Genomic DNA, 16,784 nt, shown 5'->3' on the forward strand with positions numbered 1-16,784 from the left:
TTCAACACGTTTTGAATCGGGCTTGGCTACTTTGCTCTTTTATCGAAATTAACCTCTAAAAGAGCCGCTGAAATCATCGGTAAATTATGTCGCTATAAACGGACAGACGTCATCTTACTCGCAAACGTATTCAACAACATTAAGGCCAAAACCACCCAATGCATGATAACGCTTAGTGCTTGAAGAAAGCAGACGCATATCATGAACACCTAGGTCTTGAAGGATCTGAGAACCTACACCAACACGACGAGAAGTACCTTGTTTCTTAGCCATGGTTGGTTGCTCATTCTTATCTTGAGCTTCGAACGTCTTCACTTTATGAATCAAAGAATCAGACGACTCTTCGTTGCCAAGAATAACCAGCACACCGCCTTCGTCGCCAATGCGCTTCATCGCTTTATCTAGCGACCAGCTGCGCTCGGTACCACGGTCTGAATGAAGCAGATCGGTAAACGTGTCATGCAGGTGAACACGCACCAAAGGAGCACCTTCGGTTAAGCTGCCTTTTTGCATTGCATAGTGGATCTGGTTATCAATCGTGTCACGGTAAGTCACAAGCTCAAAGTCACCAAACTCTGTTGGCAAATGGCATTGTGCTACACGTTCAATCGTCGTTTCTGTGTTGTTGCGGTATTCAATCAAGTCAGCAATGGTGCCTAATTTGATATCGTGTTTTTCAGCGAAGACTTCAAGATCAGGGCGACGTGCCATGGTGCCGTCGTCATTTAGGATCTCAACGATAACAGATGCTGGCTCACAGCCTGCTAGACGAGCTAAATCACAGCCTGCTTCAGTGTGGCCTGCACGTGTTAGAACACCACCTTCTTGAGCTGTCAGTGGGAAGATATGACCAGGTTGAACTAAGTCAGCCGCTTTCGCATCTTTTGCCACAGCCGCTTGAACGGTAACAGCGCGGTCTGATGCAGAAATACCCGTTGTTACGCCCTCTGCCGCTTCAATTGAAACCGTAAAGTTCGTCGTGTATTGAGCGTTGTTGTCTTGGACCATAGGCGCTAAACCCATGCGGTTTGAACGATCTTTGGTCAGTGTTAAACAGATTAAGCCACGGCCATACATCGCCATGAAGTTAATCGCTTCTGGCGTAACATGTTCAGCTGCCATGATCAGATCGCCTTCATTTTCGCGATCTTCATCATCCATCAGGATAACCATTTTCCCTAGGCGAATGTCTTCAATAATTTCTTGAGGAGTACTAATTGGCATTGTTCTATATCCTTTGAAATGGTTCTGCTTCCTAGAACCGACACTATTTAAACCTGATGATATTGCTGCGCTTTTACAAAGTACTCTTTAGCAAGCTTTGTACAAACGGTTAAGCAAAACCATTCTGCTGTAAGAATTCCATTGTTAATCGAGATTCAGGCTCAGACTCTTGCTGCTGGCCTTGCAGTAGACGCTCCATATAGCGCGCTAATACATCGACTTCTAGATTCACTTTGCGACCAACATTGAATTGATCTATGGTCGTTTCTGAAGAGGTATGAGGAACGATAGTCAGCTTGAAGGCATTCTTGCGTAAATCATTCACCGTCAGGCTAATACCATCAACGGTGACTGAACCTTTTTGAGCTACGTACTTTGAGATCTCTGCTGGCATTTCAACCCAGAACTCAATCGCACGACCGACTTGGTTACGCTCAACAATCTCACCCACGCCATCAACGTGACCAGACACTATGTGTCCACCGAAACGCGTGGTTGGTAACATTGCTTTCTCAAGGTTAACTTTATCGCCCGCTTGGTAATCGACAAAACCCGTTTTTTTCAGGGTCTCAAGCGAAAGGTCTGCACTGTAGCTGTGGTCGTTATACTCGACAACTGTCAAACACACACCATTGGTAGCGATACTGTCGCCTAACTTAACGTCAGCCATATCAAGCTTACCAACATTAACCGTTACGGTGATGTCTTCTCCGCGGGGAGTGATTGCACTCAATGTACCTACGGCTTCTACAATTCCTGTAAACATTTTAAAACTCTTTTTGTTGTCAACGACATGTATTTGGTTAGCAGAACTATTTCCACTATGGTTTCGTTATTATTTGTTTCGCGATAATAGGTTTCGCGACGATGCGAATATCCACACCAACCTGTCGAACATCTTTAATTTCTAGGTCAATCACATCAGACATTGAAGTGAGTCCTAATGCGCCCATCAAACCTCGTCCGTCACTGCCCATTAGTTTAGGTGCTAAATAAAGGATTAGCTCATCCACTAGCTGCGCTTCAATCAAGCTTTTTGCCAAGGTAGCGCCCGCTTCGACCCAAATATGATCAATATGGTTCGCTGGCAATTGACGCATTAGATCGTGTAAATCGAGCTGACCTGCATCTGTGGTTTCGACTTCAATATCAGCAGAGGTTTCAGCGACTCTCAATACCGATGTTGGAGTTTGGAATAACTTGAGCTCAGGATACAGTTGATTTTGGCGATCAAGAATTACGCGAATTGGCTGACGCAACTCGTCTTCAACGTAATTTGTTTTGGTACTGCTTGGCAACTCTGCCCAACGAACATTCAGCGACGCGTTGTCTTCAATCACCGTTTGGCTGGTTGATAGCACCGCGCCTGATTTTGCTCGAAAGTTCTGAACATCACGACGCGCTTCTGGCGATGTGATCCATTGGCTTTGACCATTTTCCAATGCCGTTTGTCCATCAAGGCTAGCGGCCATCTTTAACTGAACAAATGGCATGCCCGTTTGCATACGCTTAATAAATGCAGGATTTAAATCGAGAGCATCTTGCTCTAACAAGCCGATTTCAACCTCAATACCTGCGTCGCGTAGCATCTTGATACCACGGCCTGCGACTTTAGGGTTTGGGTCCTGCATGGCACAAATCACTTTTGAAACTTGAGCCTTAATCAAACCTTCAGCACAAGGCGGCGTTCTACCGTAATGAGAACAAGGTTCAAGTGTGACATAAGCGATCGCACCTTTTGCCTTATCACCCGCCATTCTCATAGCGTGTACTTCGGCATGAGCTTCGCCAGCTTTGGCATGGAAACCTTCGCCAACGATCTGGCCATCGGTTTGCACGATGACACAACCCACATTCGGGTTTGGTGCAGTAGTGTAAATGCCGCGTTTGGCTAACTGAATAGCACGCGACATCATTTGAAAATCTAGGGGAGTAAAGTTTGACATGATTGAGGAGTTAATCCTCTAATTTAGCGATTTCTTCGCCAAACTCTCGGATGTCTTCAAAGCTGCGGTAAACAGAGGCAAAACGAATGTACGCCACTTTGTCCAATTCTTTCAATTGGCCCATCACAAGGTTACCAATCATCTCGCTTGGTACTTCACGCTCACCAGTCGCACGGAGTTGTGACTTAATCGTGCTGATCGCAAGTTCAATCGCATCAGCACTCACTGGGCGTTTTTCTAGGGCGCGCTGCACACCACCGACCATTTTATCTTCATTAAATGGTTCGCGGTTTCCATTCGACTTTATGACTTTAGGCATCACAAGTTCTGCCGATTCGAAAGTCGTAAAACGTTCACTACATGCAAGGCATTGACGGCGACGACGAACCTGATGGCCATCGGCTACCAGTCTTGAATCGATTACTTTAGTGTCGTTCTCTGAACAAAAAGGACAATGCATATCACCTCCAAATAATTGAATATCAGTGTAACGGAATTGCCAAACGTTAGGAAAGAAAAAGGGCCAATTAAGGCCCTTTTGTGTGGTAATTCATTGATTATTGCTACTCGAGCGCCATTTCAAAAATGAGCTGAAGAGTAAAATTAACGACCAGCGTTAACCGCGAACTAAATAGTTCGCTTTACCTACCCACTTGTAGCTTGTCAGCTCTTCTAAGCCCATTGGGCCGCGAGCATGCAGCTTTTGAGTAGACACAGCAACTTCAGCGCCTAAACCAAACTGTGCGCCATCTGTAAAACGTGTTGATGCATTCACATAGACTGCAGCTGAACCGACTGAATTAATAAAGCGCTCTGAGCTCTCTAGACTGTTAGTCATAATCGCATCTGAGTGACTCGCGTTGTGTACGCGCATGTGGTCAATCGCTTCTGCCACATCCGCAACTACTTTTACGCCTAGCGTGTAGCTTAGCCATTCAGTGTCAAAGTCACCTTCAACTGCATCACGTTGGTCTTCAAAACCCGCTAGCAGCGATTTTGCACTGGTATCAGCAACCAAGGTTACCTTGCCTGCTAAACGCTGTTTCAGCTTAGTTAGGAAAGTTTCAGCAACCGCTTCATGCACTAGCAGTGTATCTAACGAGTTACACGCTGACGGGCGTTGAACTTTTGAGTTTTCAACCACATCGACAGATTTCTCAAGATCAGCGCTTTCATCAACGAAGATATGGCTGATACCAAAGCCGCCGATGATTACTGGAATGGTGCTGTTCTCTTTACACATCTTGTGCAAGCCAGCGCCGCCACGAGGAATGATCATATCCACGTAGTCGTCCAGTTTAAGCAGTTGAGAAACGAGTTCACGATCAGGCTTCTCGATGTACTGAACAGAAGCCGCTGGAAGCTCCGCTTTCTCTAATGCAGACTGGATAACTTTAACCAGTTCCATATTCGAGAAGAACGTCTCTTTACCACCACGTAGAATGCTTGCGTTACCTGTCTTCAGACACAGAGCTGCAATATCAATAGTTACGTTCGGACGCGCTTCGTAGATAACACCCACCACACCAAGTGGCACACGGCGGCGAGACAGTGACATACCGTTTTCCAATACCTTACTGTCGATTTCGCTGCCAACTGGGTCATTCAAGCTAATCACGTTACGTACATCATTAGCGATGCCGGTTAAGCGCTCTTCATTAAGAAGTAGACGATCAAGCAGTGCGTCGGTTAAACCCGCTTCGCGACCTAATTCGATATCTTTCGCGTTCGCTTCTAAAATCGTTGCTGCGTTTGCTTCTAGCTCATCAGCGATGATCGCCAATGCTTTATTCTTTTGCGCCGTAGATGCGGTCGCTAGGTGGAAAGCAGCGTCTTTTGCTGCGATACCCATGTTAGTTAAATCCACGTTTAACTCTCCCTAAATTCTGTCTGTCTTTGGATGCAAAAAGGCGATTCGCCTTATCATCACGAGCTATTCTTGGATTACAACAAGGTCGTCACGGTGAATGACTTCTGACCCATAATCGTATCCAAGAATGTCGCCAATATCTTTACTGTGCTTGCCTGCAATTTTTGCTAGGTCTTGGCTTGAATAACTGGCGATACCACGCGCAATTACTTTGCCTTTACTGTCGGTGACTTGGGTAACTTCACCACGAGAGAATTCGCCTTTAACTCGAACAACCCCTTTCGCCAACAAGCTGCTGCCTTTGGTGTTGACTGCGTTTACTGCGCCGTCGTCAACCACGATGTCACCTGCTGAAGCAGGGCCCGCTAAAATCCAGCGTTTACGGTTTTCAAGCGCTTCCGCTAAAGGCAAGAAACGTGTGCCTTGTGGGTTATCACTCAGTGAATCAAACACCACGTTTTCGGCACTGCCCGCTGCAATAATCACTTCGATGCCTGCGCGACGAGCAATATCAGCCGCCTGCAGTTTTGTTGCCATACCGCCGGTACCTAATGTCGTACCGCTGCCGCCTGCGATCTTACGCAGCGTGTCATCAATGGTTTTCACTTCTTTGATGAGCTCAGCATTTGGGTCTTTACGAGGGTCAGCTGTAAACAGGCCTTTTTGGTCTGTTAGTAGCAAAAGCTTATCAGCACCGCACAAAATACCCACTAAGGCCGACAAGTTATCATTGTCGCCCACTTTAATTTCGTTGGTTGCTACTGCGTCGTTTTCGTTTACTACCGGAATAATATCGTGCTCAACCAGTGCGTTGATCGTGTCACGTGCATTAAGAAAACGCTCGCGATCATCGAGATCAGCACGAGTCAGTAGCATCTGGCCAATCTTAAGGCCATAGATAGCAAACAAAGACTCCCAAACTTGAATCAACTGACTTTGCCCAACTGCCGCAAGCAATTGTTTGCTTGCCATCGAGTTGGGAAGTGCGGGGTAACCAAGGTGCTCACGTCCGGCTGCAATTGCGCCAGACGAAACCATAACCACAGAGTGGCCTTGTTTTTTTAATTCAGCACATTGACGAACCAGCTCAACCATATGAGCGCGGTCTAATGCCAATGTTCCACCAGTTAAGACACTGGTACCCAGTTTAACAACGACAGTTTTACGCTGTGTTGTTGTCCCGCTTTGATGATTTGTTGTCATGAAGTCTTTTATGGATAAAACAAATAAGAGGTGATGTTTTAGCAATCAAAAGGGGAATTCACAAGCAGAAAAGGTGCGAAATCGCACCTTTTTGCTTTATATAGAAGAGTAACCTTTAAAATCAGACGAATTCGACAGACTCTTCGTCTAACTGAACGCCGATTTCAAATTTCTTTTGAAGTTCATCAACCAGCTTTTGGTGAAAGGCTTCTTGAGTTCGAGAGACCTCAGCGATCGCCTTTTTAGGTAATGGCAAAGGATCCCAGTTACCATCGATGTTGTATTTACCCGTGTTGTACTTCGCCGAAAATCCTTCTTCCGACTTATCCAACTCCAACCACCAGCCCCAAAACTCACGTTCTTCTGGCGATTTTTTATCGTTCACACACACAGACAAGCAATCAAAAATATAGTGGCCTTCTTCTGATTGAGGCTCCCTTAAGTAAGGGCCAATAGCCTTTAAAACATTTAACAAGCGATAATGCGTAGGTTGTTGTGTCACTTCTGACATATTGAATCTCCATTTCAATGTTAAGAATGACGTTACTCAGACTGTTATACGTAGAAACTACGCAATTGGATTTTATAAATTACCTCTGAGTATCAGGTACTTACTTTGTACACTTTTCATGCTTAACTAATTTAGGAGAAATGTCATCTAAATAATTCATCCTCAAGCCACTTTATCGCCAATTCGAGGGATTGCTCATAACCTTGTGTAATTGATTTAGCTTTGATTTTCTTCGCTTTACCGTAATCACTGTAAATAGCAACCAGTTGATTATCCATTGGAGGTGATACTGGGTCGCCCTCTAACGCTAATGCCAAGATAGGCACACTGGTTTTACTGTTTGACAGCAAACCTTGCACCTTGAGTGACCACGCCATCAATTGCCCAGAAAGACTATTGATATCAACGGCCCCTTTACCAAGACGCGAAGCCAACACATCTAAATGCATTTTAGGCATCTGTTTCAATTTGTCGGCATGAACAAAGATATCGTGAATTGGTGCGCCTAAAGAGATACACGCTTTAATCTTATGTTGCTCAAGGAAAGATAATCTCACCATCGCATTGCCACCGAAGCGGAAACCAAACAAGCCGACTTTGTGGTGATCGACCCATGGGATGTTAGGCAACTCATTCAGCACTGCTTGGTGAAGACAAGATGAGTCTTCTGTTAACGGCCAATGTGCACTGTGTCCTATTGATGGCATGTCTACCGTTAACATAGCAATGTTCTTAGGTGCTAAGTAATCCCTAAACAGGCGCCACATATCGGTTTGCAAGCTATCTAGACCAGCGCTGACAATCACAACCGGTTGTGGTTTGTCTGTTTTGGTTAGATGCAAGTTCGCTTTGATCTTCTTGTTTTGGTATGGAATATCAATCTGTTTGACGATCAACTTCGTATGCTTAATTGCTTCAGAATAAGCTGCGTTGGCCAACACTTGAGCCTGAGCCGCCAAATTGTCGTTCTTGAGATGTGGGTAGCCAGCAATGCTGAAGCACAACGATGCTGAAAACAGCTCTTCAGCCATTTCTTCACCCTTCTTCTCGTTCGAGCGATTTTGATGCTGCATACCCAGTTTGGTCCATTCGTATGCCCAGTTACCACTTCGATAACCCATGACCGTATCAAGCCACTCATCGGTTGTACGAGAGTTATCTGATGACGCGATGCGAGCCAATACCGCTTCTTGCTCAATGGGGTTAACGCCTTGCCATACCCACTGAAGACGTCTTAGGTTTCGGTACCATGATGAGTTTTGCTGTTCACGCTTCTCATCCAATAGCGCTTCAGAGCTTGGCATGTATTGTGTCAGCATTGAGGTCTCTTTAGCCTGCTTGTGCTTTACAAACAAGGTTTCCGAAAGGTTTGAGCTCGTTTCTTCTGATTCAGACATTGGGATACTTAATAAGAAATGGTTGTTACTAATCATATAAAAAAAAATGACCCTATAAAGGGTCATTTCTCAAAAAACTAAGTTTACGCTTATTTTGACTTGCGATTTACCGGCTCAACGTAGCTTAGGCTAGTATCCCAAGGTTGCTCAATCCATGTGTCTTGAGCGATATCAACGATGTACTCGTCTAGCAAATCAGCACCAGATGGCTTTGCACACACAGCGATCAGTTTCGCTTTCGGATACATTTCACGAAGCTTGCGTGCAGTGTCACCACTATCAACAAGATCTTCAACGATTAGGAAGCCTTCGCCGTCACCTTCAGGTGCTTTAACGACTGTCATATCACGTTGGTGATCGTGGTCGTAGCTAGAAATACAAATCGTATCTACGTGACGAATACCTAGCTCACGAGCCAAGATTGCACCAGGAACCAAACCACCACGGCTCACTGCCCAGATGCCTTTCCACTGCTCTGCTGGCATTTGCTTTTCAGCAAGTTGACGGCAGTAAGTCTGCATGTTGTCCCAAGTGATAACGAATTTGTTGCTCATAGTATAAAACCTAATAATTTTGTCATGTTATTAGAGGCTATTTCAAACATAGCCTCTTCAGCGATTAAGCAGAAATCTAGACGATTAAGCGAAAGTATATTTAAGAATAAAGATAGCCGACATTACCCACACAGCAGGTGAAACGTCGCGACCTTTACCACTTAGCAGCTTAATTGCAGCGTAAGCGATGAAGCCTAGTGAGATACCCTCAGCGATAGAGTATGTCAACGGCATAAGCAGACATGTTACCACGACTGGGGCTGCTTCCGTAAGATCACGCCAATCAATACCAACTAGGCCAGACATCATCAAAATTGCTACATAGAACAACGCACCTGATGTTGCGTAGGCTGGAATCATACCGGCAAGCGGTGAGAAGAAAAGAGCCAGTAGGAACAAGATACCAACAACAACCGCTGTTAGACCGGTACGGCCGCCTTCAGCGACACCCGCAACACTCTCAACGTAAGAGGTTGTATTTGATGTACCTAGCAGTGCACCAATTGATGTTGCTGTTGAGTCAGCAAGCAGTGCCTTGTTCAGACGAGGCAGTTTACCGTCTTCTTTGATTAGGTTTGCTTTCGTTGCAACACCAACCAGAGTGCCCGCTGTATCGAATAAATCGACGAACAAGAAAGCGAATACTACTGAAATCATACCGATTTCAAATACAGCAGAGAAATCAAGCTGCATGAATGTTGGTGCAAGACTTGGTGGTGTAGACATGATGCCGCCGTATTGAACGTCACCAATAACAATACCAACAGCTGTGATAGCTAGAATCGCAATCATTACTGCGCCTTTCACGCCACGGTGAACAAGAGCAATCGTAAGGAAGAAACCAAGCGCACCTAGGATAGGAGCAATCGCGGTAATGTCACCCAGTGAAACTTTCGTTGCAGGGTTAGAAACAACGATGCCAGCATTGCTAAGAGCAATAAACGCTAGGAAAAGACCGATACCTGCAGAGATACCAACACGCAGAGACATTGGGATCGAGTTGATAATCCATTCACGGATCTTAAAGATGCTTAAGAAGATGAAGATCACGCCCGATACGAAAACCGCTGCCAGAGCAACTTGCCACGTATAACCCATCCCCATTACAACAGCGTAGGTAAAGAATGCATTCAAACCCATGCCTGGAGCTTGAGCAATTGGGTAGTTAGCAACAAAGCCCATGATGAAACAGCCAATAGCAGCTGCTAAACAGGTTGCTACAAATACAGCGCCATGGTCCATACCAGCATCAGCTAGAATCATTGGGTTTACAAAAATGATGTAAGCCATTGTTAGGAAGGTTGTTAGACCTGCGATGATTTCAGTGCGCACATTGGTGCCATTTTCACTGAGTTTGAATAGCTTTTCGAACATTATCGAATCCTATAAGGGTAAAAAGTAAACGGTTGCGTAATCGATTGGCTGTGGATTATAAAGTTATCAAATAACAAATTCCAGATAGAATTAAGGCTCTAATCGATCTTTATCAGAATGCCTTATGAAACAGAGCGATTAAAAATAAAAGCATAAATGGAAAATAATTATTAAAAACAAGCAATTAAAATCAAAATTATCAATATGATTAGTTGGTTGCTTTTTCTACCATCGGCTATTTTCATTGAGAATCTAGCTAATAAATTCCGAATTCAAACCCACAATAGTTATGTATTTTTCAACAGGATCAGTAATAAGGCGCAAATTGATATTTCGGCGTTTAAAAAACAACCACGCAGAACAGCAGGAAAAGTGATAAGCGAAAGCGGTTTGGAAAAGTAGCAGGCAAAAAAAACGCCACTCAAAACTGAGTGGCGGTAGAATCTGTCAACCAAAAGGGCTGTAAAATAATTCCAATATATAGGGGTGAACAAAACTGTTCGAGTTACATGCTTGTGGTATTAGTAACCAAAGCTTGTAGGGTATGCAAAGTTGCTAGTGTAAACAGAGCTGTTAATCCAGAACATTGCAGATGGTAAACCTTTCATAACTATCACCTTAATAAATCAATAAAAAACGAATTTGATTTCTCGGTTCCTTGGAGGCGATAAAACGGACTCATCCTTTGAGCATTTACTCTTCACTTCAGAAGTTGGTTATTAATATACCCTAAAGAAAAAAGATTACAAGTATTTTTTGCTATGCGTCACACTTTTGGCTATTTACGGTTATTTTACAAACTCTATTTTGTAATTAAATTACAAAATAGAGTTAAACAAACGTTTGCTTGTACCATTTATAAGCATCAACGCGCTTATTTATGATCAGATAGACAAGATCGCTTTCAAAATTTGAGCTATTTGAGGTTTAGAACCGCTACTCGTCAAAACGCTCAAGTGGTATGCTGTTGCCATCAAAACAGACCCATATTTTAGATTTTTGTTCTAGTTTTTTGCCATTACAAAACCTAAATATATGGTTATCAAATAAAAAAGGAGTCATCCGTGTCTGAATTCCATTCTGAGATCAGTAAATTGTCCCCTGCCCCTATTTGGCAGTTTTTCGATAAAATTTGTTCAATCCCGCACCCTTCGAAACATGAAGAAGAACTTGCTCAATACATTATTGCTTGGGCAACAGAGCAAGGCCTAGATGTACGTCGTGACCCAACGGGTAACGTATTCATCAAAAAGCCTGCAACGGCGGGTATGGAAAACAAAAAAGGTGTCGTGCTGCAAGCTCACATCGATATGGTTCCACAAAAGAACGAAGACACAGTTCATGACTTCGCTAAAGATCCAATCCAACCATACATTGATGGTGAGTGGGTTACAGCGAAAGGCACAACGCTTGGCGCTGATAACGGCATGGGCATGGCTTCTTGCCTAGCGGTTCTGGCTTCGAACGAAATCCAACACGGCCCTATCGAAGTTCTACTTACCGTAGATGAAGAAGCAGGCATGACTGGTGCTTTCGGTCTTGAAGCGGGTTGGTTAGAAGGCGATATCCTTCTTAACACCGATTCAGAGCAAGAAGGCGAAGTGTACATGGGTTGTGCTGGCGGTATCGACGGCGCAATGACATTTGAAATTGCACGTAACGCGATTCCAGCTGACTTCGTAACACGTAAGCTAACGCTAAAAGGCCTAAAAGGCGGTCACTCTGGTTGCGACATCCACACAGGTCGTGCAAACGCAAACAAACTGCTTGCTCGTTTCCTAGCGGGTCACGCAAAAGAGCTAGACCTTCGCATCGTCGAATTCAAAGGTGGTAGCCTTCGTAACGCTATTCCTCGTGAAGGTTTCGTAACGGTTGCTGTTCCTGCTGAAAACCAAGAGAAACTGGCTTCGCTATACAACTACTACACAGAGCTGCTTTCAACAGAGCTAGGTAAAGTAGAAGACAGCATCGTGACTTTCAACGAAGAAGCTTCTGTAGAAATGGGCGCACTTGCGTCAGCAGACCAAGCTCGCTTTATCGCGGCACTTAACGCATGTCCAAACGGCGTGATTCGTATGAGTGACGAGATTGAAGGTGTTGTTGAAACGTCTCTAAACGTAGGTGTTATCACAACAGAAGAGAACTCAATCACAGTGCTTTGCCTGATCCGTTCTCTTATCGATTCAGGTCGTAGCCAAGTAGAAAGCATGCTTCACTCTGTTGCTGAACTAGCAGGCGCTAACATCGCATTCTCTGGTGCTTACCCAGGTTGGAAGCCAGATGCAGATTCAGAAATCATGCACATCTTCCGCGACATGTACGAAGGTATCTACGGTCACAAACCAAACATCATGGTTATCCACGCTGGTCTTGAGTGTGGTCTATTCAAAGAACCTTACCCGAACATGGATATGGTTTCTTTCGGCCCAACCATCAAGTTCCCTCACTCTCCTGATGAGAAAGTGAAGATCGATACGGTTGAGCTATTCTGGAATCAAATGGTTGCACTGCTTGCAGCTATCCCAGAAAAAGCATAATTCGATAAACTATGTATGTTCAATAAATGGTGTTTCCAATAAATAGGGCTCTTCACTAAATAGCACTTTTCAGTAAACACCGTTTATAGACACAAAATAAAACAGGTACTCAATGAGTACCTGTTTTTGTATCCAATCTTTGTAGCTATGTACTTGTGACTAAATAAACAATTAAGCGCGTGAAGCCGCGTAGCTTTCTAACTCATCAATTGAAGTTTGTGCTACTACTTCGCCGTCGATGAAATATGTCACCATCTCACCATCACGAACTCCAATCAATGTCGCACGCTCACCAGACTGGTAAGTGATGTCCATTTGGATCGTGTTTTCGTCGATCTGCTGCATTTGACCTTTCTCAATCATATCAGCACTCGTAATCGGACCCACTGGTGCTTCAGTCAGTGACTTATCAAGCTGATTGTTGATATCAAGGTAAGTATCAATCTTAGTATCAAATATATGCGGTGCACCTGTTAGTGGGTTGCTGCCCGTCCAGAACTCTAGTGAGTTGAATACCAAGTAATCAGCTGCAACTGTTAGACCGTAAGCCGGTGCAAGCAATATGTTCAAACCACCACGAGCGTAACGGTTATCAACGGCTTTAAGGTTGAACTTCATTAGGTAACCCGTTACTGCATTGCTACCAACACAGCCAGATAAAGCAACAGATACCACCGCTAGTGCTACAACTTTTGAAATTGTTTTTTTCATTTTCATCTCGATATTTGAATTTGGCCGCCAAAAAATGGCGGTGGATAATAGCAACCAACCAAATGACAAATATCAGTGTACTGTCAGAAAAACCACAATTTGAAACACCCTATAATGAGTCAAATTAAAACTGGAAACTTATTTATAGATAACTCCATAGAAAAATTTTGTCGTCACCGTAAACCGATTGATTCGTACTAAAAATCAACGATTGGTACATTCCGTGTTAACGAATTATCACCATGTTGAGAACAACCTAAATGGCAAGACTAAAACCTAATCAACCATTCGAATTACTTGGTTATACTGTTCAGCCAGGACAGCGAATGGAGATTGAACTGCAAGCGGCTCAGCTTTACACGCACTCTCCACTTTCGATCCCGATTGAAATTATTCACGGTCGCCAAGCAGGCCCAACACTGATGGTAAATGCGGCTATCCACGGCGATGAGCTAAACGGTGTTGAGATTGCACGACAACTGACCAATGCGATTGATCCAAAGAAACTGAAAGGTACCTTGATTGTTGTGCCTATCGTTAACGTGTTTGGCTTTATCCATAAATCTCGTTACCTACCAGACCGTCGTGACCTAAACCGTTGCTTCCCTGGCAGTGAGAAAGGATCGCTAACATCACGCATCGCTTACACTTTCTTTGAGAATGTGGCGAAGCACTGTGATTTTATTTTGGATCTACACACAGGTGCGATTCACCGTACTAACTTGCCCCAGATCCGTGCAAACCTGTCGAACCCAGAAACATTGCGCATCGCAAAAGCGTTCGCAACACCAGTGATCATTGACTCACCACTGCGTGACGGATCACTTCGTAGCGAAGCGGAAAAATTGGGGATCCCTGTATTAACTTACGAAGGTGGTGAAGCGTTGCGTTTTGATCACCTAGCGATTCGTGCGGGTTACCTTGGCGTACATCAAGTGATGAAAGAAATCGGCATGCTGCGCCCAAACCGTAAAAAGTTGCCAGAGCCAGTGTTGAGCAAATCCACCAGCTGGATCCGCGCTGAGTCAGACGGTATTTTGCGTAACATGGTGAGACTTGGCGAACAAGTTGAAGCAGGACAAACCCTTGCTTACATAAGCTCTCCATTAGGTCACCAAGAAGGCCAAGTGATCACAACCAAAGGCGGTATCGTAATTGGCCAACAAACTCTACCGTTAGTAAACGAAGGTGACGCAGTATTCCACATTGCTTACTTCAAACAAGATGACGATGAAGTGGGACAATCAGTTGAGAGCTATATTGAAGAAGTAGCGGAAGATGATTGGCTAACGGCGCTTAACAACTAATCAATGACATGTAGTCACTAACAAGAAGTGGCTACATTTTCGAAAATAAACTCCACAAACTAAAAAGCCCCAATACACTTTTGACTAGAAAGAAAAAAGTTATATTGGGGCTTTTTTTACTTGTCCCTTATCTTAAAATTAAGGAACCTGTAAATTAATTAAGCGCTAAATTACTCAGCGTCTTCTTGCTCTTCTTCACGAGCTTTTGCGCGTGCTTCACGTGCTTGCTCAGCTTTAAGCTCTTTAGTATGACGTAGTTCGTCACGCTCTTTACGCTGCTCTGATTTACGCTCGTTACGTTCAGCTTGGTTTGCGATGAAAGATGCTAGCTCTTTCTCTGCCCACTCTTGTGCTAGAGCTTCAGTTTCAAAACCAGACTCACGCTTAGATACTGTTGTGCTGCGAGACGTTACTTGACGAGTAATCTCTGCACACCAACCGTTGCGTTTTTCTGTAAGGCGGATATCAAATTTTTTGTTCTTAGACATGTTCTATTTTTTCCTAAGGGAGATCATTAAGGGATCGGTCAACTTTGATAACTCCATCTAAGTGAGCATCTTTTAACACCATCCCTTGGTAAGCGCGGTATTAGAGCACAAATCAATGAATATTGCTGCAAATATTTGCAGCGGATCACACTCCAGTGCTGTAAATCGTGTGTGCCGGATTTCAATGGGTTCGTAACTCTCCGATTCACCATCAACTTCTGTGCAATTTTATCGACAACAATGAAATGAACTGTGCTCAAACAGAGACAAACTAAAGCGATAACTAGCTGCGATCAAAAAGGGAAGCTCAGTGCTTCCCTTTAAAAATGTGTTAGAAAATCAATACGCTTACCCCGGATGACCATCCACTCTTGGTGTTAACAGCATCATGCCAAACTTCCAGATAAACAGACCAAACGCCAACGTCCATAAACCCGCGCTGATGTTGACCATCTCAAATAAGTAAGCAGGGAAGAAAGTGACACCTAAGCTACGAACTAATGCCGCGATAAAGATAGCCGAGAACGCCAGCGCCATACTTGGCCCTTTATAGATAGCACGGCCAGTGTGTCCCATGGTGACACGTGTGATCATCGCAAGAATGAGCCCACTCAAACCGCCAATCGCAAACAGGTGTAGCATGTTATGGCTTGCAAATGGATTATCTAACAAGCCTCTTAGCAACAAGCTCAAAGGAATACACAAATAAGCCGCATGCAGTGACCACACCAAAGGCTCAGACAACGTTGTCCAAGGCTTCCAACGAACAAAGCGAACCAACTGAGTCACACCTGCAAACACCATCAACTCATTACCCACTTGAGCAAAGGTCAACGGGAAGAAACTCAGCACAAACAATCCAACCAAAGGCAGGTTCGCTAGCCATTCCAACCAAACCAGTGGTTGAGCTTTTTCAAAGTCAAAACGACGGGCCGTGAAGAACGGGATAACTCGTCCACCCATTACGGATAATAGCAAGGTAAACCACCATAACATTGCGTGCCATACTGCAGACGATGGGAATGGAGGCATGCCTTTAATCGTCGCGTAACTAGCAAAGTTGGCGACGATAGCCAATATAAACAGCGGCACAAAAAACAAGTTCTTCCAGCCTTTCGATTTCACGACACGGAAACCAATCTCGTAAGCGGCAAAGATCAAGAACAACGCTTCAACCGATGAGATTAACCACAATGGCGCCGGTGTCCAAAATAGAATACGAGGTGCTAGCCACAAACCAACGAGCGCTGCTAATCGATAATGTTTGGTTCCGTTGACTGCCGTCCACGTTTGCACGGCAGTCAGAACAAAACCAACCACAATCGCCATAGAAAAACCAAACAGCATTTCATGTACGTGCCACCAAAGCGCGGGTACTTTTAACACTTCAGGCTGACCATTTTGGAACATGACAACCCAAGCGACGATAGCAATCACGGCATAGAGACTGCCAAGAAAGAAGAAAGGTCTAAAACCTAAACGAAGATAAGCTGGAATCGCATCTTCTACGCTTTTATCTGTGATATTTAACAAACTCATTCCTCATTTCAGATTACAAGCCAAGTGTGGCTTATATTGAATTGCTACCAATAGCCAAATTCAAGGTGCAGTAATCATCACCGCAATATTGCCTAACACAATGCATGAAACGCGCCAAAGATA

15 protein-coding genes are annotated in these 16,784 nt (G+C 44.2%); 2 read left to right on the plus strand and 13 right to left on the minus strand.

Annotated features, from left to right (window positions below):
• Positions 1-114: 114 nt before the first annotated feature.
• The 10 genes from ribBA to AB4232_RS04780 form a co-directional block, all read right to left on the minus strand.
• Positions 115-1,224 carry a bifunctional 3,4-dihydroxy-2-butanone-4-phosphate synthase/GTP cyclohydrolase II gene (gene ribBA, locus AB4232_RS04735; protein WP_372086396.1) on the minus strand — a complete coding sequence of 370 codons (1,110 nt, stop codon included), beginning with the start codon at positions 1,222-1,224 and terminating at the stop codon, positions 115-117.
• 109 nt (positions 1,225-1,333) lie between these two features.
• The gene (locus AB4232_RS04740) at positions 1,334-1,990 is read right to left on the minus strand and encodes a riboflavin synthase (RefSeq protein ID WP_010436361.1); all 657 of its coding nucleotides are present in this window, start codon (positions 1,988-1,990) and stop codon (positions 1,334-1,336) included.
• A 55-nt stretch (positions 1,991-2,045) separates the two neighbouring features.
• Entirely contained in the window at positions 2,046-3,170 is a 1,125-nt protein-coding gene (ribD, locus tag AB4232_RS04745; RefSeq protein ID WP_372063913.1) for a bifunctional diaminohydroxyphosphoribosylaminopyrimidine deaminase/5-amino-6-(5-phosphoribosylamino)uracil reductase RibD, read from the minus strand.
• A 10-nt stretch (positions 3,171-3,180) separates the two neighbouring features.
• On the minus strand, positions 3,181-3,630 hold the full coding sequence (gene nrdR, locus AB4232_RS04750) for a transcriptional regulator NrdR (protein WP_004734394.1): 450 nt from the start codon (positions 3,628-3,630) through the stop codon (positions 3,181-3,183).
• 156 nt (positions 3,631-3,786) lie between these two features.
• Complete coding sequence (locus tag AB4232_RS04755) at positions 3,787-5,037, minus strand: glutamate-5-semialdehyde dehydrogenase (protein ID WP_372086398.1); 1,251 nt, start codon at positions 5,035-5,037, stop codon at positions 3,787-3,789.
• A 66-nt stretch (positions 5,038-5,103) separates the two neighbouring features.
• Complete coding sequence (gene proB / locus AB4232_RS04760) at positions 5,104-6,288, minus strand: glutamate 5-kinase (RefSeq protein WP_012604650.1); 1,185 nt, start codon at positions 6,286-6,288, stop codon at positions 5,104-5,106.
• A gap of 76 nt (positions 6,289-6,364) precedes the next feature.
• A complete protein-coding gene (crl, locus tag AB4232_RS04765; protein WP_009847473.1) occupies positions 6,365-6,754 on the minus strand; it encodes a sigma factor-binding protein Crl in 390 nt (129 codons plus the stop codon).
• 143 nt (positions 6,755-6,897) lie between these two features.
• The gene (gene frsA, locus AB4232_RS04770; protein WP_122046010.1) at positions 6,898-8,151 is read right to left on the minus strand and encodes an esterase FrsA; all 1,254 of its coding nucleotides are present in this window, start codon (positions 8,149-8,151) and stop codon (positions 6,898-6,900) included.
• An 89-nt stretch (positions 8,152-8,240) separates the two neighbouring features.
• Positions 8,241-8,705, minus strand: coding sequence for an oxytetracycline resistance phosphoribosyltransferase domain-containing protein Tet(34) (gene tet(34) / locus AB4232_RS04775; protein WP_009847475.1), 465 nt, complete (start codon positions 8,703-8,705; stop codon positions 8,241-8,243).
• Between the two features lie 84 nt (positions 8,706-8,789).
• A complete protein-coding gene (locus AB4232_RS04780; protein WP_009847476.1) occupies positions 8,790-10,079 on the minus strand; it encodes an NCS2 family permease in 1,290 nt (429 codons plus the stop codon).
• 1,064 nt (positions 10,080-11,143) lie between these two features.
• Here AB4232_RS04780 and AB4232_RS04785 point away from each other — a divergent pair.
• The gene (locus AB4232_RS04785) at positions 11,144-12,616 is read left to right on the plus strand and encodes an aminoacyl-histidine dipeptidase (RefSeq protein ID WP_012604655.1); all 1,473 of its coding nucleotides are present in this window, start codon (positions 11,144-11,146) and stop codon (positions 12,614-12,616) included.
• A 171-nt stretch (positions 12,617-12,787) separates the two neighbouring features.
• Here AB4232_RS04785 and AB4232_RS04790 read toward each other — a convergent pair whose 3' ends face one another.
• The gene (locus AB4232_RS04790; RefSeq protein WP_029223097.1) at positions 12,788-13,327 is read right to left on the minus strand and encodes a DUF3332 domain-containing protein; all 540 of its coding nucleotides are present in this window, start codon (positions 13,325-13,327) and stop codon (positions 12,788-12,790) included.
• 260 nt (positions 13,328-13,587) lie between these two features.
• Here AB4232_RS04790 and AB4232_RS04795 point away from each other — a divergent pair, with 260 nt between their 5' ends.
• Positions 13,588-14,634 carry a succinylglutamate desuccinylase/aspartoacylase family protein gene (locus AB4232_RS04795; RefSeq protein ID WP_012604657.1) on the plus strand — a complete coding sequence of 349 codons (1,047 nt, stop codon included), beginning with the start codon at positions 13,588-13,590 and terminating at the stop codon, positions 14,632-14,634.
• A 170-nt stretch (positions 14,635-14,804) separates the two neighbouring features.
• Here AB4232_RS04795 and AB4232_RS04800 read toward each other — a convergent pair whose 3' ends face one another.
• Together AB4232_RS04800 and AB4232_RS04805 are read right to left on the minus strand one after the other, a co-directional pair.
• Complete coding sequence (locus AB4232_RS04800) at positions 14,805-15,122, minus strand: DUF3622 domain-containing protein (RefSeq protein WP_009847480.1); 318 nt, start codon at positions 15,120-15,122, stop codon at positions 14,805-14,807.
• A gap of 348 nt (positions 15,123-15,470) precedes the next feature.
• A complete protein-coding gene (locus AB4232_RS04805) occupies positions 15,471-16,655 on the minus strand; it encodes an NnrS family protein (RefSeq protein WP_372086400.1) in 1,185 nt (394 codons plus the stop codon).
• Between the last annotated feature and the right edge of the window lie 129 nt (positions 16,656-16,784).

Source organism: Vibrio sp. 10N.286.46.A8 (assembly GCF_041470165.1).
Lineage (GTDB): Bacteria > Pseudomonadota > Gammaproteobacteria > Enterobacterales > Vibrionaceae > Vibrio > Vibrio tasmaniensis_A.